17 protein-coding genes are annotated in these 20,740 nt (G+C 35.4%); 8 read left to right on the forward strand and 9 right to left on the reverse strand.

What is annotated here, in order from left to right:
- Window positions 1-107: 107 nt before the first annotated feature.
- The 4 genes from DWB61_RS04095 to DWB61_RS04110 all read right to left on the reverse strand — a co-directional run bounded on the left by DWB61_RS04095 (window position 108) and on the right by DWB61_RS04110 (window position 6,285).
- On the reverse strand, window positions 108-3,233 hold the full coding sequence (locus DWB61_RS04095; protein WP_125029622.1) for an ATP-binding cassette domain-containing protein: 3,126 nt from the start codon (window positions 3,231-3,233) through the stop codon (window positions 108-110).
- Window positions 3,234-3,416: 183 nt separating this feature from the next.
- Window positions 3,417-4,250 (reverse strand): hypothetical protein, encoded by an 834-nt coding sequence (locus tag DWB61_RS04100; RefSeq protein ID WP_125029623.1) that lies wholly within the window; start codon window positions 4,248-4,250, stop codon window positions 3,417-3,419.
- A 179-nt stretch (window positions 4,251-4,429) separates the two neighbouring features.
- A complete protein-coding gene (locus DWB61_RS04105) occupies window positions 4,430-5,131 on the reverse strand; it encodes a LytR/AlgR family response regulator transcription factor (protein ID WP_125029624.1) in 702 nt (233 codons plus the stop codon).
- An 89-nt stretch (window positions 5,132-5,220) separates the two neighbouring features.
- Window positions 5,221-6,285 (reverse strand): sensor histidine kinase, encoded by a 1,065-nt coding sequence (locus DWB61_RS04110; protein ID WP_158614366.1) that lies wholly within the window; start codon window positions 6,283-6,285, stop codon window positions 5,221-5,223.
- 146 nt (window positions 6,286-6,431) lie between these two features.
- Between DWB61_RS04110 and DWB61_RS04115 the strand changes: the two genes are divergently transcribed.
- Window positions 6,432-7,061 (forward strand): cysteine hydrolase family protein, encoded by a 630-nt coding sequence (locus DWB61_RS04115; protein ID WP_125029626.1) that lies wholly within the window; start codon window positions 6,432-6,434, stop codon window positions 7,059-7,061.
- A gap of 24 nt (window positions 7,062-7,085) precedes the next feature.
- Here the strand turns inward: DWB61_RS04115 and miaA are convergent, their stop codons facing one another.
- On the reverse strand, window positions 7,086-8,000 hold the full coding sequence (gene miaA, locus DWB61_RS04120; protein WP_125029627.1) for a tRNA (adenosine(37)-N6)-dimethylallyltransferase MiaA: 915 nt from the start codon (window positions 7,998-8,000) through the stop codon (window positions 7,086-7,088).
- A gap of 126 nt (window positions 8,001-8,126) precedes the next feature.
- Between miaA and DWB61_RS04125 the strand changes: the two genes are divergently transcribed.
- Both DWB61_RS04125 and smpB read left to right on the forward strand, forming a co-directional pair.
- Complete coding sequence (locus DWB61_RS04125; protein WP_125029628.1) at window positions 8,127-8,696, forward strand: YIP1 family protein; 570 nt, start codon at window positions 8,127-8,129, stop codon at window positions 8,694-8,696.
- Between the two features lie 157 nt (window positions 8,697-8,853).
- Complete coding sequence (gene smpB, locus DWB61_RS04130; RefSeq protein ID WP_125029629.1) at window positions 8,854-9,300, forward strand: SsrA-binding protein; 447 nt, start codon at window positions 8,854-8,856, stop codon at window positions 9,298-9,300.
- A 588-nt stretch (window positions 9,301-9,888) separates the two neighbouring features.
- On the opposite strand, the gene DWB61_RS04135 is transcribed toward smpB, so the two are convergent.
- The 3 genes from DWB61_RS04135 to DWB61_RS04145 form a co-directional block, all read right to left on the reverse strand.
- Window positions 9,889-11,556, reverse strand: coding sequence for a nucleoside kinase (locus tag DWB61_RS04135; protein WP_125029630.1), 1,668 nt, complete (start codon window positions 11,554-11,556; stop codon window positions 9,889-9,891).
- Window positions 11,557-11,695: 139 nt separating this feature from the next.
- The gene (locus tag DWB61_RS04140; RefSeq protein WP_125029631.1) at window positions 11,696-12,604 is read right to left on the reverse strand and encodes a DMT family transporter; all 909 of its coding nucleotides are present in this window, start codon (window positions 12,602-12,604) and stop codon (window positions 11,696-11,698) included.
- 86 nt (window positions 12,605-12,690) lie between these two features.
- Window positions 12,691-13,335 (reverse strand): MBL fold metallo-hydrolase, encoded by a 645-nt coding sequence (locus DWB61_RS04145; RefSeq protein ID WP_156190170.1) that lies wholly within the window; start codon window positions 13,333-13,335, stop codon window positions 12,691-12,693.
- Between the two features lie 262 nt (window positions 13,336-13,597).
- On the opposite strand from DWB61_RS04145, the gene elbB reads away from it, so the two are divergent.
- Both elbB and DWB61_RS04155 read left to right on the forward strand, forming a co-directional pair.
- The gene (elbB, locus tag DWB61_RS04150) at window positions 13,598-14,251 is read left to right on the forward strand and encodes an isoprenoid biosynthesis glyoxalase ElbB (RefSeq protein WP_125029632.1); all 654 of its coding nucleotides are present in this window, start codon (window positions 13,598-13,600) and stop codon (window positions 14,249-14,251) included.
- Between the two features lie 224 nt (window positions 14,252-14,475).
- Window positions 14,476-15,042, forward strand: coding sequence for a hypothetical protein (locus tag DWB61_RS04155; protein WP_125029633.1), 567 nt, complete (start codon window positions 14,476-14,478; stop codon window positions 15,040-15,042).
- A gap of 11 nt (window positions 15,043-15,053) precedes the next feature.
- Here the strand turns inward: DWB61_RS04155 and DWB61_RS04160 are convergent, their stop codons facing one another.
- Window positions 15,054-15,695, reverse strand: coding sequence for a DUF4294 domain-containing protein (locus tag DWB61_RS04160; protein ID WP_125029634.1), 642 nt, complete (start codon window positions 15,693-15,695; stop codon window positions 15,054-15,056).
- A 410-nt stretch (window positions 15,696-16,105) separates the two neighbouring features.
- Here DWB61_RS04160 and DWB61_RS04165 point away from each other — a divergent pair, with 410 nt between their 5' ends.
- From DWB61_RS04165 to glpB, 3 genes are all read left to right on the forward strand, one after another.
- Window positions 16,106-17,395 (forward strand): arginine deiminase, encoded by a 1,290-nt coding sequence (locus DWB61_RS04165; RefSeq protein WP_125029635.1) that lies wholly within the window; start codon window positions 16,106-16,108, stop codon window positions 17,393-17,395.
- A gap of 459 nt (window positions 17,396-17,854) precedes the next feature.
- Complete coding sequence (gene glpA / locus DWB61_RS04170) at window positions 17,855-19,480, forward strand: anaerobic glycerol-3-phosphate dehydrogenase subunit A (protein ID WP_125029636.1); 1,626 nt, start codon at window positions 17,855-17,857, stop codon at window positions 19,478-19,480.
- A gap of 12 nt (window positions 19,481-19,492) precedes the next feature.
- Window positions 19,493-20,734, forward strand: a complete 1,242-nt coding sequence (gene glpB / locus DWB61_RS04175) for a glycerol-3-phosphate dehydrogenase subunit GlpB (RefSeq protein WP_125029637.1) — start codon at window positions 19,493-19,495, stop codon at window positions 20,732-20,734.
- Window positions 20,735-20,740 lie beyond the last annotated feature (6 nt).

Raw genomic sequence — 20,740 nt, forward strand, 5'->3', positions numbered from 1 at the left:
TTAGTTGTCAATTCTAATGAGCACAAACATAAGAAAACTATGGGATTTTGTCTCGAATGATTTCCTACTAGAGAGCAGGTTTTATTATAAAATTTATTAAAATCAGATTAGGGTTTCACCTTCTTTTCACGATGTACCAACCTGAGACTTTCGAAAAAGTCAACCAATTTACGGAGCAGATCAGCCCAAAGGGTTAAAAAGAGTAGGGCGGTTCCTAACCAAATAACTGCAAGATTAAACCAATAGGTATCTATATAGTAATTCCAAACTCTTTTTACAGGCGCGTAAAAATGTGCACGTCCAAATCTAGAATCAGGATACATAAAAACAGGGTCTTTCTTTTGTATGAGTCTTTGACTCACTTCAATCATTTTATTGACTTCAGTTCTATTTAAAACCAAATCAGCTAAGGCTTGGTTGTAATATTTTTGCTTAAAGTTATACACTCCATCACGTCCTAATGAGTCTACTAGTCGAGAGTATTGAAAATCTTTTTTGTAACCAGATTCACTGTTTATTCCCATAAAATGGAGCTTAATACCATCCAAGTATTGTCTTGTCTTTTCAAGTATATCTAAATTGAATTCAAGCATATTTAATTTAGCCAAGCTAGCGAATGGTTCAAATCCTGCTTCTTCGGTTAGTTGTGTGATTTCATTTCTAAGAAGATGGAAATGGCTCTTAGTTTCCTCTGAGTTTTTTTCGAATTCAATATTTCTTTCACAATCGATTAGAATGGATTCTATCTTAGGAATTAGGAAAGAGCTCGTGAAGGCAGCATCACTCACCCCTTTTTCGAAATCGAAGAAGTGCTTTTCGAATTCATTGTCTTTGAATTGGGTGACAGCCATGGCTTCGTAAGCCCATCGTGTTGTCATTAAATCCCCAATTATTGGTACATAAACTTTATTCGTAATACCACTGTGTAAATCATCGAATTTAATCATTGCTCCACCTAAAAGTAGCTGCGGAACAAGAATTAATGGGATGAGAATATAAATTGTAATGACTGAGTTTAGACCTGATGAGATATTCAAACCAACCATATTTGAATAACAGGATGTGGTAAAGAGAATTAGCCAGAAAGTCATTGTCATGCCATGAATTTCAAGAACATAACTGCCTAAAAGAACAAAGGTTAAACTTTGTATGGCTGAGAGTAAAAATAAGAAGGTAATCTTCGAAAAGAGATAGGCATTCCTTGAGAGGTTAAGAAATTTCTCCCTCTGAAGAATTTTTTTATCACGAATAATTTCCTCGGCACTTACACTTAATCCAATAAACATGGAAACAACTACGGCCATAAATAGAAATACAGGATAGTTCTTATTATCACCAAAAACATAGCCTCCAGCTGAAGTGTATTTGGTGAAAAAGCCCAGAATGAAGGCTAGGAGAGGAGCCTCAAACAGGTTGATGATCAAATACTGCTTGTTGGTAAGTTTAGATAGAAAGTTTCTAATCCAGAAAATTGAGAATTGCTTTGTCTTATTTGGAACCTTAAAGTTGCTTTTGGGTAAGCTGCTTTCTGATTTTACAGGTTCAACGGGAGCGTCAATGTTCTTACGGTATTTCTCGTTCCATACCTTAGGGCTTGTTCTTCGTTCGCGTGTGGGTTTTCCATTATCATCAATTTTCCGCGTTTCTACAATCTGAAGAATCTGTTCTGGATTTACATTTCCACAAGTTACACATTCACTTTCAGCCGCATTAACCTGAGAATTCTGAGTTTTAAAATAGACAATAGAGTCAATAGGGTTACCTGTGTATATAGGGTAACCACCCCTATCCATAATCCAGAGTTTATCGAACATTTTAAAAATCTCCGATGAGGGTTGATGGATATTAGCAATAACCAGTTTTCCTTTTAGAGTCTGCTGCTTAAGTAAATTCATAATCATCTCAGAATCTGTAGACGATAGACCTGAAGTAGGCTCGTCAACCAGGAGGATAGATGGTTCACGCATCAACTCTAAACCAATATTTAGTCGTTTACGCTGACCGCCACTAATGAATTTATTTAGTGGGTTTCCTACCTTGAGATTTCGAACTTCGTATAGTGCTAAATCGTGTAGTAGGGTATGAACCGTTTTTAGAATTTGACGTTCTGTAAACTCTTTGAAACAAAGTTTAGCGTTGTAATAGAGGTTTTGTAAAACACTTAACTCCTCTATTAGAAGATCGTCTTGTGGGACAAAACCAATAAGACCTTGAATGGCTGATTTATTTCGATGTATTTCAAAATCGTTGATGAAAATCTCGCCACTATTTAAAGGCAGATTTCCATTTAATACATTGAGAAGAGTAGATTTACCAACACCACTTCCTCCCATAATTCCAATAAGCTGTCCGCTTTTTTCAGAGATATTGAAATTGTGAATTCCATTGTGAGAATTTCGGAATCTGAAAATGGCATTTTTTACGGTAAAGACAATATTTTCCTGATTATCTTCTTTTAGAAAGATACTCGCGAGATCGGAATAGTATATGGAATTAATATTTGGTCCTTTTATAATTGAACCATGTTTAAGTCTGTAGCTTTGTCCTTTAATTATCTTATTGCCTTCAAGATATAAGTTGAGCTCACCGAGGTATCTAAAAACGATGAGATTGGCTGAAGGGAAATAAAGGTTAATGAGTTTTCCATACAGATTTTCACAATACAGATGTTTGGTTTGATTGAGATCTTTTTTTTGTTCTTTTTTCATGAACCAGGAAAGATTCTCCGACCATTCAGTTATCTGATTGTTTATAATAAGGAACTTACTTTTATCGTATTCATCAAGAAAATCTTCACCGATAATAAAAGCAATTGCATTTAGAAATTCATTCCGTTTGATGTTGAAATTCTCGGCAACAATACTGATGAACTCAAATTCATCTTCACTAACAATATCATCTTCGTAAATGAATTCCAGAAGGCGAAGTAAAACGATGAGGCGTTCTTCTTGAATGAGTTCGGAGCGAATTCTGATACATACATTAGCAGCCTCGGATAGGGAGATAATATTAGACGTTTTTTCATGTACGCTTGATTGATATTCCATTTCTCTATGGTAGAACTCATAGTAGTTCTGGAATAAATTAAGGTATTCAACTTCATCTTGTGCACTAACATAACGCTTAAGGAAATTATCGACTATATCTTTCCCTTTGTTAGAAACACCCTCTTCCTTAGCATTTGCTACAATAGCAAAAAGGTGCATCAGTGCATTTAATATAGATTCTCCCATTTGAAGAGTTGAATTTTAATATAAGAGTAAAATAGCTTAGATTATCTTTGCTGAATAGATCTAAAAATACAATTTATTTATCAAAAATATGAACAGCTTAGAGAAAACAAGTCATAAAAAAAACTGCAATTCTTCTGAATTGCAGTTTTAGATTTTTTCGATAGTATTAAACTAGAATGAAGGTTACTTTACAATAGCTTCTCTTAGTTTCACAATACTTGCTGTAATCTCTTCTAACTGAGGCTTAGTCATACTGCCTTCAACTTTATCGTAGCTAGCTTTTAAACCATTGAAATCAGCTATTAATGCAGCAATATTTGGATCTTGCATTTCTGGCTGAAGAACTTTTAAAAGACGTTCTAATGAATCTTTCTGATCGAAAATTACTTTAACAATTTCAGGGTTTGTAAATGTATTCTCAGAAATGTGAGTTGCAATATACAAGCCTTCTATAAAACTACCACTTACAACAAAAAGAGAAAGGTTAGCCTTGCCATTCTTGTTTAAGAAAGCATAAGTCTCATAAAATGAGTTTGTAATAATCTTAACTAACTCTTCTTTCTTATCTATATTTTTTTCTACATCACTCACCAAAGTTTCGTTAAATGCAGAAGTGATTTCTAAATTGTCAATAATTTTCTTAGAAGCTTTTAGGAACAACATTGTTTCTTGCTTTCTATGGTATGTACTTGCGTAACTTAGGTCTGCACTATAGATACCCAGATTTAAAGCTCTGGACTTTTCTGTAAAATACTTGTCTGCATTTTCAGTAGAATTTGAGATGCCCAAAATATAATCAGCACCAATTCTATTCAGCATCGAAGTTAGTTCGAAAGTTGTTGGAAGCGGATAAACGATATCTTTAACTTCTTTAGCGATTGCTTTTTTTAGTAATGGTTTTTCAGTTTTAGCTTCGTTATTTGCTTTTTTGTCTACAGGCTTACATCCTGTGATGTTAATTGCGAATATTAATCCTAAGATTATTAGGCTATAAGGGGTTGTTGTTAGTCGTTTCATTTTATTACGATTTTATAGATCAATATGTATTCAAGTTTTCAGCCTAAATTTAGCAAAAAGGTGGTAAAAACGAACTTAAATCAAATTATATTTTTTAAGATTTAGTCAAGTCATTTGAGTCTAAACAAACTCAAGATTAGAATGAGCTATTTATGTTAATGCGATTATTGAAAACTAAACTAACTCAGATGAATTTTTTGTAGAAAGTTTTGCTTGTAGTTGTTGCCGATTGGTAAAGTGTTATTGCTCATATGTACCATATTGCCTTCAATCGATTTTATTTTGGCAAGAGCGACAATATAGGATTTGTGTACGCGATAAAATTTTTGAGTAGGCAATAGCTTTTCAATCCCCTTTAAAGATTGATAAGTGACAATATGTTCCGAATCCGTATAGATTTTTACATAGTCGCCTAAAGCTTCTATATACTGAATACTATCTAATCTAACATTAATCGTTTTTTTATTGGCCTTTACAAATATGTATTCCATATCACCTCTAACTTCTTCTTGATGTTCAGTCAGCTTTATTTTTTCTTCGGCTTTCTGTATGGCTTGCAAGAAACGCTGAAATGCAAAAGGTTTTTTTAGATAGTCGAGTACGTTAAGCTCATAGCTTTCCACCGCATACTCAGTATAAGCACTTGTAATAATAGTTAATGGAGGATTTTTGTAAGTTTTAAGAAAGTTGATCCCATTTAGTCTCGGCATATTGATATCTAAAAAGATTAAATCAATCTCTTCTTTTTTAAGAACTTCCATTGCTTCCAGAGCATCTCCGCACTTACCAACCAATTCTAAGCCCGAAAGTTCAGCAATGTATTTCTCCAGCACACGTTGCGCTAAAGGTTCATCGTCAATTATTAAGCATCTTAGTTTCATATTTATATTTTTTTTTCGTTCTAAGACTTGGTGGTTAGTCTTACCTCAATCGGCATCAGCCAACCAAATTAATCATTTTTTTGAGACAATCAGGATAGTTCAATGCTTAGTGTGATTTTAAATACTTTTTCTCCTTTGTCAATTTCTATTTTATGCTTCTGAGGGTAAATCAGTTCAAGGCGGCTTATTACATTTTGAATACCGATTCCACCACTTCCTTTTTTAGAATTACTCCAATTAGGATCGTAGCTATTTTCGATGACGAGTTCCATTTGATTATTTTCATCGAAATTGAAGGTGATATTGATAAAGCTATCTGAGTTTTTACCGTAAACGCCGTGTTTGAATGCATTTTCGATGAGGGGTTCAAAAAGAAGTGGCGCTATTTTATGCCCATCGAAATGCCCATTCACAATAAAATTAATAGGGGTATTTTCATCCAATCTAATTTTGTGAAGGCTGATATAATTTCGCGAAAAATCAAGTTCCTTATTGATGTCTACAAATTTTTCATTGCAATCGTATAAAATATAGCGCATTAAATCGGATAGTTGTAAAACGACAGTTGCAGTATCATCAGATTTATCTAGAGCTAAAGAGTAGATATTGTTTAAGGAGTTGAATAAGAAGTGAGGTTTTATTTGTGTTTTTAAAACTTTAAGTTCAGCTTCAAGTTTTTCCTTTTCAATGTCTTTTAATTGGCTAGATATTTTTTGTAGAATAAACCACTCTCTGGTTACTGAAATTATACTGGTAACCCCAACATAAATAAATGAAAAGAAAAAGAAGCCAAACCATTCTGCAAGCACGAAAGATTTGAACCCATCATCTTCTAATACAAAACTATTTAGAGGGTATATGAGTAAAAACTGAATTAAAAGTGCCGAAAGTCCAACAGTTATAAAGAGAAAAACAAAAAAAAGAAAAAATGATTTTTTTTTGAAAAATACGGGTAATAAAAACCTTAAATTGGTATAGACGGCAGCTGCAAAACAAAGATTGAAAGCTATCGCAAGAGAAATGGTTTGGAATGTAAGGACATTTTTAAATTCACTTGCCCAAAATAAGGAGAATAGCCAAAAAAAGACTGAAACAAGCCAAAATATAATATGGTAAATGTTTCTGCTTCGGGTCATTAATATAGGTGTTGACATATAGAGTATTTCAAATTGCAGCATGAAAATAAAAAACAATCAGCAGTATATGAAATAAATGTCTAAATAAGATTCATTATGGCTATGAGATAGATAGTTTTGTACGATTTTTATTAGCTTCGTTGGAATCTAATGACTCAAATGATATGATTAAAAAAGAGCTTTTGTTTTGGAATGTAGACACCCAGTTCGATTTTATGAGCGAATCGGGAAAATTATATGTGCCTGGTTCGGAAGAGATTTTGCCTGCACTGAAGTGTTTAACTTCATTGGCAAAAGAGAATCATATTCAGGTTGTAAATACAGCCGATCATCATTTCCCTGATGCAAAAGAATTGTCTGATACGCCTGATTTCGTAAACACTTTCCCTCCACATTGTATGGCTGATTCGCCAGGAGCTAACTATATGGATGAGACACGACCTGAGGCACCTGAAGTTATTCAATGGGATAAGGTGTATTCTAATGATGAGCTTAAGAAATTGATTTCTTTTCGAAATCTTGTCGTGTTGAAAGATGTATTCGATGTATTCGAAGGCAACCCTAATACTCAAAAACTTGTGAAGTTTTTATCACCTCAAAAGGTTTTTGTGTACGGCGTAACAACTAATGTTTGTGTTGATTGTGCTGTTTGTGGATTGGCTGAGCAGAATATTCATGTCTTTGTGATTGAAGATGCAATTAAAGAGCTCCCTAATATCCCTCTTCCTTTTAAAAAATGGGATGCTTTAGGTGTCAAGCGAATTAAATATGCTGATATCGCAAGTTATATGTAAATATTGAACGGGAGTTTTGTAAATCTATGCATTCCAAAGTTCTTTAACTTTTTCAATTTTTTCGTCCAGTGGCATAAAACCATCTAGCCAATGAATTTCGAATCCACTGCGCTCCATTTTTCTAAACCAAGTCATTTGACGCTTTGCAAATTGATGAATAGCAATCTCTAATTGAGTAAACATCTCTTCATAAGTTAGTTTTCCAGTTACATATTGGGTGAGGAATTTGTATTCCAGTCCATAGTAAATAAGATCCTCTGGGCTAACACCAGATTTAATCAGGCCTTCAACTTCTTGTATCATACCTGAATCCAGACGTTCTTTTAGGCGTTGAGAAATTCTACTTCTTCTATCTTCTCGGTCAAATTTAATCCCAATAAGTAGTGGTTTAAGTTCGGGGTGCTTCATCTCTATCTCGGGATGAGAACTTATATATCGCTCAATTTCAATAGCACGTATGGCTCGTTTTTTTGTTTCCAGATCGGAATTGTTATGAACGTGTTTGTATCCTCTAAGAATATCGCCTAGTTCATCTATGCTTTTATCCATTAATGTATCACGAAAATCTTGATCCTTTGGAACGGCAATCAATTTGTAGCCTTTTAGGCAGGCTTCAAGATACATGCCTGTGCCTCCACAAACAAGGGGTAGGTGATTTCTTTTTTGAATATCTTCGAACGCTTCAACAAAATCTCGCTGAAACTCATAAACATTGTATTTGTAACCTGCATCTGCAATATCAATTAAATGATGAGGAATTTTTTGACCATCAATTGTGTATTCTTCAATGTCTTTTCCTGTCCCTAGATCCATCCCACGATAGATTTGTCTTGAGTCAGCACTGATGATTTCAGCATGAAATGTTTTAGCAAGGTTTACAGCTAAACTTGTCTTTCCAGTTGCTGTTGCACCTAGTACGACTAATAAATTGTATTGCATGAGATTTTTTTTCTGGTGAATCGCTACAAAATTACTTTAAGTTTTCAGAATAATTAGAATCATTTTCTATATTTGATAGTATGGCCTATTTGATGGGCCTCTTTTATTTTAAAATGGATTCATAAAATGCGTTTTTTTTCAGCTTTGGCTCTTTTAGGTAATTTGTTATTTGATCCCGTAAGGACTTGGGAGAAACTATCTTTGAAAGAAGAATTAATCAGTGATTTGCTTTACAAGTTTTTATCAATCATTGTGTTCTGTTCTTCTTTGTTTGCATTTATAGGAATTCTAGTTCAAACATCCAGTATGGTTAGGGCTATCGTTCAGTTTATTATTGTGTTTGTTTCGCTGATGGTAGGTGTCTATTTTGCGGCAAAGCTTTTAATAATCACTGCTCCGAATTTTATGGGAGAGGTTAAGATGCATCGAATTTTTCAATGGACGATTTATTCTTCTTCTGCATTTGTTCTTTTTCATGGATTATCTCAATTGTTTACGCCATATTCTTTTCTAAATCAACTTTGTTTGTTTCTGGAGCTTTATTTCATTCGTTTATTATGGATAGGGTTGAAGCCAGTTTTGGCTATTCCAGAAAATAAAAAACTTGGTTATATGTTTTTAGCAGGAATGTTTATACTTGTTTTACCTTTGATATGCGAACGCATACTTTTAGTGTTATTTCAGTATTTTCAATGATAATGGCTAGGGAGGGAGAAAGGAAGAGGTGTCCTGTTAATAAATTTGAGATAAATACTAACTTTGTCTCGAATTGATTCTAGCTTGTTAGTTTAGTTAGTATTATTTCAGTCTCCCTAGTTTGGTGAGGCAATATGAAAATAGAATAAAGCTTAAAATGCAAAAAATAAATATAAGAAATAAGCGTGCCAGTTTTGAATATGAATTCATTGATGAATTCGTTGCAGGAATCCAATTATTTGGAACAGAAATTAAATCTATTCGTGCTGGTAAAGCTAGTTTGGTTGATTCGTACTGCTACTTTTCTAACTCCGAATTGTATGTGAAAGGCATGCATATTGCCGAATACAGATTTGGGAGTTATTACAATCATGAAGAGAAGCGTGAAAGAAAACTTCTACTTAATCGCAAGGAATTAGATAAACTGGATAGAAAAACAAAAGAATCCGGTCTTTCAATTGTTCCGATCAGTCTTTTTATCACTGAAAAAGGCTTTGCTAAGCTTAAAATAGCTCTATGTAGAGGTAAAAAGAACTACGATAAACGCGAAAGTTTGAAACAAAAAGATCATAAACGAGATATTGATCGTTTGATGAAGAGGTAGTTAGGCTGTAAGGCCTATTTTTATTGAAAAAACATGTCGTTTCAAGTCGTTTTTGAAGACATTTACTTTATATTTGCAGTCCCATTTTCGCCAGGAAGTGGGATTTTTCATCTCCCATAATTTATAAAAAGTCAATCAGAATAAAAATTGACTTAAGGACTGGATATTAACAAGATATCAACATTGTTGATAATTTGTTAATAACATCTGTGTGCCCTTATTTTACTACGCTTGAGTTGTTGATAACTTAAAAGGTTCATTTGTTGCAAGTGACTTATTAACAATTTGAAAGGCCCTACTTATCAACGATGTATTTACTTATCAACAATTCTTATTTAGAATAGGATTGAGTTTATTCAAGAAGATTATTTTGTACAAAATAGTAAGAGAAGTTTTTGTGTAGAACCTTGAAAGCCCTCTCTTTGTGGTGTTTGAATTTTGAGAAGCTTTATTTAGTTTCTTTTTTTAAGAATTATTGAATAAAAATATTCTTAAATGATAAATATAAATTTTGATAGTAGCGACTCTTCGAAAATGAAAATGCGACCATAAATATAGTTTATGGTCGCATTATATGATATGGATTTTTTAATATTCAAAAGTGCTGCCACCCAAAAATTCTCTCATAAGCGAGTTTTTAGGAATCTCGTTGTCCGGAATCGGAATGAAAAAACTGAAGAATTTCAGAAGACGATTGGCTTCGGAATACTCGGGCTGATTGGGCTGAACCTCTTTTAGTATAGGTTCTACATGTCTCTTAAGCACACCTAGTTCATAGGGTAAAGCAGAATTAAACATCACATCGGCATTCTCTTGAAAAGGGAAGATGTTTTTTTCTTCACCATTTCTAACACTTTGCCAACGTTTAATTGTATCAAGAGCTGAGTAATTTCGATATTTGTGATCGCGAACGATTCTACGAATTAGGCGATTGTCGGTTGAGTGAAGTAGATTGTGACCATCAATAGAGATTGAAGTTAGAGCTGATATATAGATCTTGAATTTAACTTCATCAGAAATTAGAGAGGTTAGTTCTGGGTTCAATGCATGAATGCCTTCTATGACAATAACATTCTTGCCATTAATCCTTAATTTTTCACCATCGTAGTAGCGTTGCCCGGTTTCAAAAGAAAATTTTGGAAGATCGATCTCTTTCCCATCAAGTAGCTCAAGTAAATTCTCATTGAAAAGTTTCACATCCAGAGCTTCTATGGATTCAAAATCATATTCCCCATTTTCATCAAGAGGAGTTAGTTCTCTATTTACAAAATAATTGTCAAGTGAAAGGTTAATTGGTTGAATACCTGAAACCTTAAGTTGGATAGATAATCTTTTCCCAAAGGTTGTTTTCCCAGATGAGGAGGGGCCAGCGATTAGGATAATTTTAATTTTCTTCCATTTTTTACGAATGCGATCTGCAATTTGAGAGATTTTTTTCTCATGCATCGCTTCGTATATTTTAATTAGTTCAGATATTTTATGCTCTTCTATACTTTTATTGAGATCCCCAATATTTGATATGCCTAGAATTTTCCCCCAGCGCTTATACTCGCTAAAAATCTGAAACATTTTTTCCTGCTCAAGTCTAGTTTCAGCTACTGATGGATCTTTTTTGTTAGGAGCTAAAAGTAACATACCATTGTGGTAGTGTTGTAGATCGAATACATCTAAAAGTCCAGTTCTTGGGAGTAAAAATCCATAGAAATAATCGACAACAGAACCAATCTTATATACTGAAGTGTAAAGGTTGCCTCGAGTTCTTAGCAGCTTTGTTTTTTCATGTAAACCTTGAGACTCGAATAATTCAATTGCTTTTTCAGTTTCGATCTCATTTCTTTCAAAGGGTAAATTAGCTTCAACGATGCTTTGCATTCTTGCCTTAATTTGCAGTACTCCTTCTTCGGTTAGGATGGTATTTTTATTTGTTAATCTGCAATACTCGCCATTGGAAACCGAGTGCTCTACTCGAAATCCTGCATTGGGAAAGACTTCTTGTACAGCTTTATAAAGAACAAATGTAAGCGAACGAATATACATTCGTCTTCCTGCTGGGTTTGTATAGTCGACAAACTTGATATTCTTTGGTTTGTAAATTTCGTAAGTGAGTTCTTTGAGTTTATTATTGACTATTGCTCCCAAAACGTTCATTTTTAATTGAGAGGCAATTTCGTTTAAAATAGTTTGGAGGCTTGTGCCTATTGGATAAGATCTTTTTTCATCAAGATCTTCTATATATATGCATATAAGATTTCCCATAATTAGATATTTATACTTGTTTAAGCTCTTTCTAAAGATAGTAATTATAGGATTTGAATAACTTTTTATTTGTTAATTAAAATCAAAAATTGTGTCAGGAAATCTGAAAGAGAGGCTTTTCTGTGTCGAAGCTTATTCATTACTGTTTGATTCTTTTTTTGTTAAAGTAGTTTAGCATCAATAAACTGAATGCAATAACCAACATGCCGAGAATTGAGATGAAATCTGGTGATTCGTTAGGTAGAATTAACCAACTAATACAAGCGCCAAAAATTGGGATGATGAATTTCCAGGTATTCAGGTTAGAGACTTTAACACCTTTACGACCTAAAAGGCCAAACCAAATGGTAATTGCCATAGCTGATACAATAGCCAGCCAACCTAAAGCAAAGTAATATTCACTTGGGTGAATGGTCCAATTGGGTTGTTCTAGTGGAATTGAAACGAGTATGAGCATGATTCCACCCAATATCATCGAAAATGAAGCTAAGATTCGAGGAGGAATCTCTTGTGTATCACGAGCGACAATCACATTACCCATACTACCCACAATATTATTTAGAATTAAAATTCCTACACCCAAAGGAATTGTAGTTGTTAGAACAAAATCGGCTCTTCCTAAACTAATGATACACACTCCAAGCATACCAAGAAGAATGGCTGATATTTTTGTCCAGGTCATCTTGTCATTTTTCATCATCAGATGAGCCAAGATAGCTGCAAAAAGGGGTTGTGCACCAATAAGCATTGCACCTAATGCTCCAGGGAGATAGTCGATGCCGGTATAAAACAGACCATATAGAAAGGTGGTTTGTAAAAGCGCGACTTGTATAATTAACTTCCATGATTTTGAACTTAAGCCTCGGAGTTTGGCTTTAAATTTTGGAATAAAAGGTAGAATAAGCAGACCCGAAATAAAGAATCGAATACCTGCAAAGTTTAGAGGAGTCGTGTATTTCAAACCAATTTTGATGGCAGCAAAGGGGGTTGCCCAAAGCAAACAGGCAACTATAGCTAAAAAACTAGTTGAAAGTAGACGTTTATTCATGTTTTGACTTTATTTCGAACTATAAAAAATCCCTTCGTAATGAAGGGATTTAATGGTGTGAGTTCTGGGAAATAGTTGAAGAATAACTAGCTTCTTAGAAATATATTATTCTTTTTTTCGTGACCAATAGTGGTGATAGGACCATGGCCTGGATGAACTGTTACGTCATTATCCATGACCAAAAGTTTGGTTTTAATTCCTGTAATTAAGTCTTCGAAATTACCGTATGGTAAATCGGTACGACCAATGCTCTCACGGAATAAAACATCACCAGCTATTATGAATTTTTGTGCTTCGTTATAGAAAACAACATGCCCTGGAGAGTGTCCTGGAACATGAAGAACCTTCAGCTCAGAATTTCCAAAACGGATAATATCACCTTCATTGATAGCATCGCCCATTGCTGGTGGCTCAACTACATTTTCAAGACCAAGACGTACCCCATAGTTTGGAGCTTCAGCCAAAAGAAATTCATCAGCTTTATGTGCTTTGGCTAGTAGACCGAACTGATCTTTCATGAATTGGTTCCCAAAAACATGGTCGATATGTAAATGTGTGTTTAAAAGATGAACAATTTTAAGTCCTTTTTTCTCAACAATATCAATTAGCTTTTGTCCTTCTTCTTGATAGAAAACGCCACAGTCGATTAGAACAGCCTCTCCTGTCTCATCGTACAATAAATAGGTGTTTTCTTGCCATTGGTTAAAAACCAAAGTTTCTATAGTAATCATATCTTCAATTTTTACAGTTAAAGCTTCAAATTTAAGTCTAAAGCTTTAATTGACAAAAGAATTATATGGATTTGCATGAATTAGAAATATGATTTAATCCAGGCTTGCCTTTTTCATTGAATTTATATTATGAAATAAGCTGCTTTCTATTTCGTGAAAAGCCGCTATAATACTTATCTTTATTGTTCTTGATTTATTCTTTATTGGAGCACTTCCATAAATTAGGAGATCAGAATTTCAGAAAAAATAAATAGATGTTGTTATGAAAACAAATAAGAAAATTGCAGTTGTATTATCTGGTTCGGGTGTGTATGATGGATCTGAGATTCATGAAGCGACACTTTCCTTATATGCTATTTCAAAACATGGGGGAGAGTATCAGATTTTTGCTCCCAATATTGACCAGCATCACGTTGTGAATCATCTGACGGGTGAAGAGATGGCTGAAACTAGAAATGTTTTGGTTGAGTCTGCTAGAATTGCCAGAGGTCAGATTAAAGATTTAACTGAGTTTAAGGCAAATGAGTTTGATGCTATTTTATTCCCTGGTGGATTTGGTGTCGCTAAAAACCTTTGTTCTTTAGCTTTTGATGGCGCTGAATGCAAAGTAAATTCAGCTGTTGAGAAGGTATTGAAGGAAATGCACGAGGCTTCAAAACCCATTGCAGCGCTTTGTATCGCACCTGCATTAATTGCAAAGGTGATTACAGGTGCAGAAGTTACCATTGGGCATGATGAAGGAACAGTAGGTGCTATTGAAGCAATGGGCTCTCATCATAAGCAAGCCGGACATGGCGAAGTAGTGATTGATACAAAGAATAAAATTGTAACGACACCTTGTTATATGCTCGATGCAACTATTGCGCAGATAGGCGAAGGTGCCGATAATGTTGTGAAAACCCTTATGGAAATGTAAGTTCAATCTTGTAGATAATATGGTAACGAGAGGGGCCTATGGGTGCCCTCTCTGTATATGTAGAGTACTGAGACTATATTTTGCAAAAAAAAATGATTTGCAGGATGACTTAGCTCTCATAAATTAAAAAGTATTTCAATAAGTACATTCTGTGGAATTGATTTACTTTTAGATTGGTTTTATGTATTTGAAACTGCTAAAAAATAAGATTTAATTTATTGACAATGAAGAATAGAAACACCAAAGACCTTGGAGCCAACCATATTTATACTTTTATTTTTTCGAATATCTCCTTATTTGTAGCTGTCTTTTTTTCCATAAATTCAGTGCCTCAGGTTGCAGCCATTCTTTATTCTTTAAGTTTGAATCTTCTTTTGATTTGGGTCCTTTATTATGCATCAGCCAAAAGCAAGTTAAAATACCATTCACAATATTTTAATGATTTGACGATTGGAATGGGGATGCTTGCAGCTTTTGTATCAGCTGTTATTTTTAGTTCAATTATGTTGCTTTTGAATGATAATCAGTCTTTCGGAGCTCTAATTATCTTTTTTGCTTTCCTGGCTTATTTCATTCATTTCTTAATCATGAAAGCCTATTCGTGGAATAAGGTTTTTGAAAACAAGCTAATTGATTATAGAATGACAATTGAAGCAGAGAAAGAGAATAACAGGAAAATATTATTAGAATTCTTAAGTGAAAGTGATTTAGATAAAGCCTCTGATTACCTTGATACAATTGGTTTGTACGATTCAGGCGTTGATGCCATTATTGAGAATCTTAGGAAATAAGTTATTTGCATTTATTTAAGATCTTCTCTTTCGAGTTTGATATTTAGTTTTCGTGGAGGAGGTAATTCCCCTTTTTTCATACGCTCAAGAATTTCTTCAACCATCCAATCTCTACTTTCGGGCTGGTACTTCGATTTTAGTGAAGTTCCAAACATGCTTGCAACAGCTTGCCAAAAAAAAGCCGTAGTCGATCCCTTCAATTCCTTTAGATGATCGTAGGAGGAGCTTCCTGTTTCTCTATCAATTAATCTCATTAATAGTTTACCCTGAGAAATCTTCAATTTCATCATGGGTTCTTTATAGGCTTTCATCAATCCTTTATATTCTTTTCGAATAAGTTTTCTTCTTTCTTTTTTTGAAGTGACTGATACCAATTCCTTATTGAGAGCGCTAATGGTTTGGTTAGCCATTTCGGCATAGGGATAAACGATTCTGATATTCCGAACAGTTCGCCAATATTTTTTAGTAGATCTGTAGTGTTTTCTTTTTTTTCGTTTACGAGCTTTAATTTTTACCTCTTTCAAATCGACATGAAGATTGCTGTCTAAAACGGTAATGCTATCTGTTTTATTAACTTGAGCAATACCATTTGTAGGCATTCCTAAAAAGAATGATGCCAATAATATAAAACAGATTAGAGCTTTGTTTTGCATGCGCTGAATTGAAAAACGATTGTTTGTATTTACGAAAATACGAATTTGATTTATTTTATGACTGACTAAAATAAATTCAAGACAACGAACGGTGCTTTTGGTAAAGATATAATCTAAATTATGAATTGTATTTGTTAGGAGCAGCCTTTGTTTACTTCCTTATTCAAATGATTTAGACTCATCCTTCAAAATAATCTATATAACAGTAATTTTTGCTTATCTATTTTGGTCTAAGTGGTTAGACATGAGTGAATAGATTACTTTTGTCTGTTAAAAATTTTTGGGATGAAAAATCTTTCATGCAATCCTTTTCAATACCCTTTATTTTTCTTTCTTTTGCAAAATATTAACAGAATTGTACTACAACAAACATCAGTCGTTTAACGACAGAAATTAAAACATAATAGGGCATGACTAAGTACGTAGAATTAGATGTTCGATCGGAGATTGGGGAAATAGAGGGTGTTATCCTTCATACACCAGGATCGGAAGTTGAGAATATGACTCCTGAGAATGCTGAACGAGCTCTTTATAGCGATATTCTAAACCTTTCAGTAGCGCAAAAAGAATACAAGCAATTGAGTGGGTCATTGAATGAGATTACTCAAACTTATCAGGTAAAAGAATTATTGGCGAACATCCTTAAGGACGATAAAGTAAAAGAGATCGTTATTAATAAGGTTTGCAAAATTGAGCCTGACCTAGCTATTAAAGGAAATACTTATTGTATTAAGGATACTCTGTTGGATCAAACAGCTGAAGATTTAGCTTCCTTATTGATTGAAGGTGTGACCTTAACTCGCGATAACCTGACTAAATTTTTAAGCAAGGAGCGTTATGCAATGCGTCCGCTTCATAATTTTTTCTTTACTCGTGATGCCTCTATGTCACTTGGTGATGAGGTATTAATTGGTAAAATGGCGAATGCCGTTCGTGATCGTGAGTCATTGATTATGCAGGCTATTTTTGATTATACACCAGGTTTCAAAGCTAAGACTGTCAATCCTATTGACAATCCAAATATGGACCCTAATTGTATGATTGAGGGGGGTGATGTTTTAATTGCACGTGAAGATATCCTAATCATTGGTAATGGTACACGTACGACAACTCAAGGTATCGACTTTATTTTGGCTCAGCTACTTTCTCAGAAAGAAGAAAAGCCTCGTCATATTTTAGTTCAGGAATTGCCTGCGCATCCAGAATCGTTTATTCACCTTGATATGGTGTTTACTTTGCTTGATAAAGACAAGTGTATGGTTTATGAGCCATTGATTATTCGTCCTAATAAATACCAAACGGTTCATATCACCATCCAGAATGGTAAGGTTGTAAATATCAGGAATGAGAACAACTTATTGCAAGCGCTTAAGAAATTAGGTATGGAGTTGAAGCCAATTTACTGTGGTGGAACTAAAGAGCCTTGGAACCAGGAGAGAGAGCAGTGGCATTCTGGTGCTAACTTCTTCGCTGTAGGACCAGGTAAGGTGGTTGGATATGCTCGTAATATCTACACCATGGAAGAAATGAACAAGAATGGTTTCGAAATTATTCCTGCTGACCATGTCATTAGCCACAAAGTTAATTTGGCTGATTACGAAAAGTATGTGATTACACTTGAAGGATCAGAGCTACCTCGTGGTGGTGGTGGTGCTCGTTGTATGACCATGCCAATTCGTCGTAAAGCGGTTAACTGGTAAACCAAACGATATATTTTAAAAAGAGAGCCTTGCAGATCTATGATTTGCGAGGCTTTTTCTATTTATAGACTTGCCATTTCAGTTTGATAGAAAAGGATGTAGAGTATGCCAATTTCTACTTTGTTGTGCTTTTGTTCATATACTCACACGTGTTTATTCCCTCTTACCCCACAGTAGATTTAAGCCAATATTTAGTTTTTGAATTTTATTTCAATGACAAATTAGCTTCCCATTTATTGGAAATACGTTTTTGAGATGAATCATCTCTATTTCACACAAAACCTGTAAATCCTTGCTATTCCTAATGTTAACCTGTTTTGAATGGGTAAAAACAAGGGCTCTATAATATAGAATACATCTAAAAGGTATGTACTGTGCAATGCTAGGTAGAAAATATTTATATTTGCTGTGTGAGATTCAGTAGTCAATATAGAAAGAAGTCAAAAAAATAAACTCATCATGAACAAGAACAAATCCAAAGAGTATGATGTGATAATCATCGGGGGTGGAGCCACCGGTGCGGGAACGGCACGAGATTGTGCCCTGCGTGGACTAAGTGTTTTGCTTGTTGAACGTCATGATTTTGCCACTGGTGCAACAGGACGAAATCATGGTTTGTTGCATAGTGGTGCACGATACGCTGTAACCGACCACGAGTCGGCGAAAGAATGTATCGAAGAGAATATGATTCTACGTCGTATCGCAAGCCATTGTGTTGAAGAGAATAATGGGTTATTTCTAACCCTCCCAGAAGATGATATCGCTTTTCAGTCTCAATTTGTTGAGGCTTGTACAAGTGCGGGTATTGGCACTGAAATCATAGATCCTGATTTCGCTCGACGATTGGAGCCTTCAGTCAATCCTAATATAATTGGTGCTGTGAAAGTACCTGATGGTTCTGTGGATCCTTTCCGTTTGACCATGTCAAATGCCTTGGATGCACGACTTAATGGTGCAGAGCTTTTAACACAACACGAGGTGACGGGGGTGATTCGTGAGCAGGATAGAGTTGTGGGGGTGGAGTTAATCAATCACAATAATAAAGAGAAGGTAAAGCACTATGCAAAGATTGTTGTCAATGCCGGAGGTATTTGGGGCCATCACATTGCAAATCTTGCAGGTGTCAATATCAATATGTTTCCAGCCAAAGGTTCCTTATTAATTTTTGGTCACCGTGTTAATAAAATGGTCCTTAATAGATGTCGAAAGCCAGCCAATGCAGATATTCTGGTACCGGGAGATACAATTTGTTTGATTGGAACCACATCAGAACACATCCCATACGATCAAATCGATAATATGTTTGTATCCAAGGATGATGTGGATGTGCTTATTCGCGAAGGCGTGAAGCTCTCTCCATCATTGGCTACGACTCGTATTTTACGTGCCTATGCAGGTGTTCGTCCTTTGGTTGCAGCTGACGATGACCCAACAGGACGAAGCATTAGTCGTGGTATTGTACTGCTGGATCACCAGAAGCGTGATGGTCTTTCAGGTTTCATAACCATTACGGGTGGTAAACTAATGACTTACCGATTGATGGCTGAAGAAGCAACTGATTTGATTTGCCAAAAACTGGCTGTTGATAAAGCCTGTGAAACGGCTCATAAGCCATTGCCTGGATCGGAAAGGAGTGACTTGTCTATGGAGAATGTTTCTCAGAAAATTTATTCAGGTTTAAGTATTGCGCAAAAATCGGCGCAAGACCGCCATGGCTCATTGGCACATAAGGCTTCTAATGGAGATGAGAATGACGATTCACTGGTTTGTGAGTGTGAAGGGGTGTCTCTGGGAGAGGTGAAATATGCCATTAATGAATTACATGTCAATAACCTAATCGACCTGCGTCGCCGTACCCGTGTCGGTATGGGAACCTGTCAGGGGGAATTGTGTGCTTGCCGTGCGGCAGGATTGCTTTGTGAGTCTTTGGAAGAAGTAGGTAAGGCAAAAGATGACTTGGCTAATTTCCTTCAGGAACGATGGAAGGGGATGTCGCCAATTGCCTGGGGAGATACAATCAATGAAGTTCAGTTTACCTCCTGGATTTATGAGGGTATATACGGATTGAAAGCAGATAACAATTAAGAAAGCATTAGTATGAAGTTCGATAACATTATTATAGGAGGTGGGTTGAGTGGACTCACATGTGGCATTAAGTTGGCAGAGCAAGGACGAAAATGTGCGATTGTTTCATCTGGGCAGAGTGCCATCCATTTCTTTTCGGGTTCTTTCGATTTGCTTGGTCAGGTGAATGGAGAAGAGGTTAGCCATCCTATTGAGGCAATAAAAAACTTAGCCGATACGCATCCTTATCAGCGTGTGGGAATAGAAAATATAGGCCGTTTGGCAGAGGAAGCACCTCAATTACTGAATCGTGCCGGCTTGAAATTTTGTGGAAAGGCAGATCAAAATCATTTTGTATTGACACCAATGGGTGTTATGAAACCAAGCTGGTTGACTCTGGATGATTTTACCTGTTTCGATCAAAAACATAGCTTCCCATGGAAGAAAGTTCTCATTCTAAACTTCAGTGGTTTTCTGGACTTTCACACTTTGTTTGTAAAGGATGGCCTAAAGAAGTTTGAGGTAGACTCTCAAATCAAAAATATTGCAATGAAGGCCTTCGAAGCGATTCGTAAAAATCCAAGCGAAATGCGTTCTACCAATATTGCCAAGGTCTTCGATAAGGGAGATGTATTAGATGAGTTTGTCAAAAAAGCAAACCTCTTAAGCGAAGGTTTCGAAGTGATTATTCTGCCATCAGTCTTCGGATTATTTAATAAAAAGGTAGTTGATGAGCTTAAAGCAAAAGTAAATAAACCGGTTGTATTGGTGCCGGCTATCCCACCTTCAGTCCCGGGTATTCGCAGTCAGATGCTTCTTAGTCGGCGTTTTCAGGAGTTGGGAGGAACCTTTTTTATGGGCGATAATGTGGAAGAGGGCTATTTCGAGAATAACCGACTCATGGATATCAGGACCAATAATCATGGTGATATCAAGCTGGAAGCCGATGCCTTTATTCTGGCTAGTGGGAGCTTTTATAGTAAAGGAATTGTGGCTACTCACGACAAGTTATACGAACCCATTTTTGGCTTGGATATCGATGGAGATACTGATCGTTCTCAATGGCTCGATGAGAAGTTCTTCAAAGATCAGCCCTATATGCATTTTGGTGTAAAAGCTGATAGCAATTTCCGTGCATTGATGAAGGGACAGGCCATAGAGAATTTATATGTTGCAGGTTCGGTACTTGGAGGGGCTAATGCCCTAAAGGAAGGCAGTGGAGCTGGTATCAGTTTATTGACTTCGCTGCATGTCGTTGAGCAAATTTTAAAATAACAGGAT

This window comes from Ancylomarina euxina (assembly GCF_003863355.1).
Taxonomy (GTDB): domain Bacteria; phylum Bacteroidota; class Bacteroidia; order Bacteroidales; family Marinifilaceae; genus Ancylomarina; species Ancylomarina euxinus.

What these genes read in the sequence shown, in the direction of transcription:
- DWB61_RS04095 (WP_125029622.1), bottom strand. Translation starts at nt 3,233, where the DNA reads ATGGGAGAATCTATATTAAATGCACTGATGCACCTTTTTGCTATTGTA.
- DWB61_RS04100 (WP_125029623.1), bottom strand. Translation starts at nt 4,250, where the DNA reads ATGAAACGACTAACAACAACCCCTTATAGCCTAATAATCTTAGGATTA.
- DWB61_RS04105 (WP_125029624.1), bottom strand. Translation starts at nt 5,131, where the DNA reads ATGAAACTAAGATGCTTAATAATTGACGATGAACCTTTAGCGCAACGT.
- DWB61_RS04110 (WP_158614366.1), bottom strand. Translation starts at nt 6,285, where the DNA reads ATGTCAACACCTATATTAATGACCCGAAGCAGAAACATTTACCATATT.
- DWB61_RS04115 (WP_125029626.1), top strand. Translation starts at nt 6,432, where the DNA reads ATGATTAAAAAAGAGCTTTTGTTTTGGAATGTAGACACCCAGTTCGAT.
- miaA (WP_125029627.1), bottom strand. Translation starts at nt 8,000, where the DNA reads ATGCAATACAATTTATTAGTCGTACTAGGTGCAACAGCAACTGGAAAG.
- DWB61_RS04125 (WP_125029628.1), top strand. Translation starts at nt 8,127, where the DNA reads ATGCGTTTTTTTTCAGCTTTGGCTCTTTTAGGTAATTTGTTATTTGAT.
- smpB (WP_125029629.1), top strand. Translation starts at nt 8,854, where the DNA reads ATGCAAAAAATAAATATAAGAAATAAGCGTGCCAGTTTTGAATATGAA.
- DWB61_RS04135 (WP_125029630.1), bottom strand. Translation starts at nt 11,556, where the DNA reads ATGGGAAATCTTATATGCATATATATAGAAGATCTTGATGAAAAAAGA.
- DWB61_RS04140 (WP_125029631.1), bottom strand. Translation starts at nt 12,604, where the DNA reads ATGAATAAACGTCTACTTTCAACTAGTTTTTTAGCTATAGTTGCCTGT.
- DWB61_RS04145 (WP_156190170.1), bottom strand. Translation starts at nt 13,335, where the DNA reads ATGATTACTATAGAAACTTTGGTTTTTAACCAATGGCAAGAAAACACC.
- elbB (WP_125029632.1), top strand. Translation starts at nt 13,598, where the DNA reads ATGAAAACAAATAAGAAAATTGCAGTTGTATTATCTGGTTCGGGTGTG.
- DWB61_RS04155 (WP_125029633.1), top strand. Translation starts at nt 14,476, where the DNA reads ATGAAGAATAGAAACACCAAAGACCTTGGAGCCAACCATATTTATACT.
- DWB61_RS04160 (WP_125029634.1), bottom strand. Translation starts at nt 15,695, where the DNA reads ATGCAAAACAAAGCTCTAATCTGTTTTATATTATTGGCATCATTCTTT.
- DWB61_RS04165 (WP_125029635.1), top strand. Translation starts at nt 16,106, where the DNA reads ATGACTAAGTACGTAGAATTAGATGTTCGATCGGAGATTGGGGAAATA.
- glpA (WP_125029636.1), top strand. Translation starts at nt 17,855, where the DNA reads ATGAACAAGAACAAATCCAAAGAGTATGATGTGATAATCATCGGGGGT.
- glpB (WP_125029637.1), top strand. Translation starts at nt 19,493, where the DNA reads ATGAAGTTCGATAACATTATTATAGGAGGTGGGTTGAGTGGACTCACA.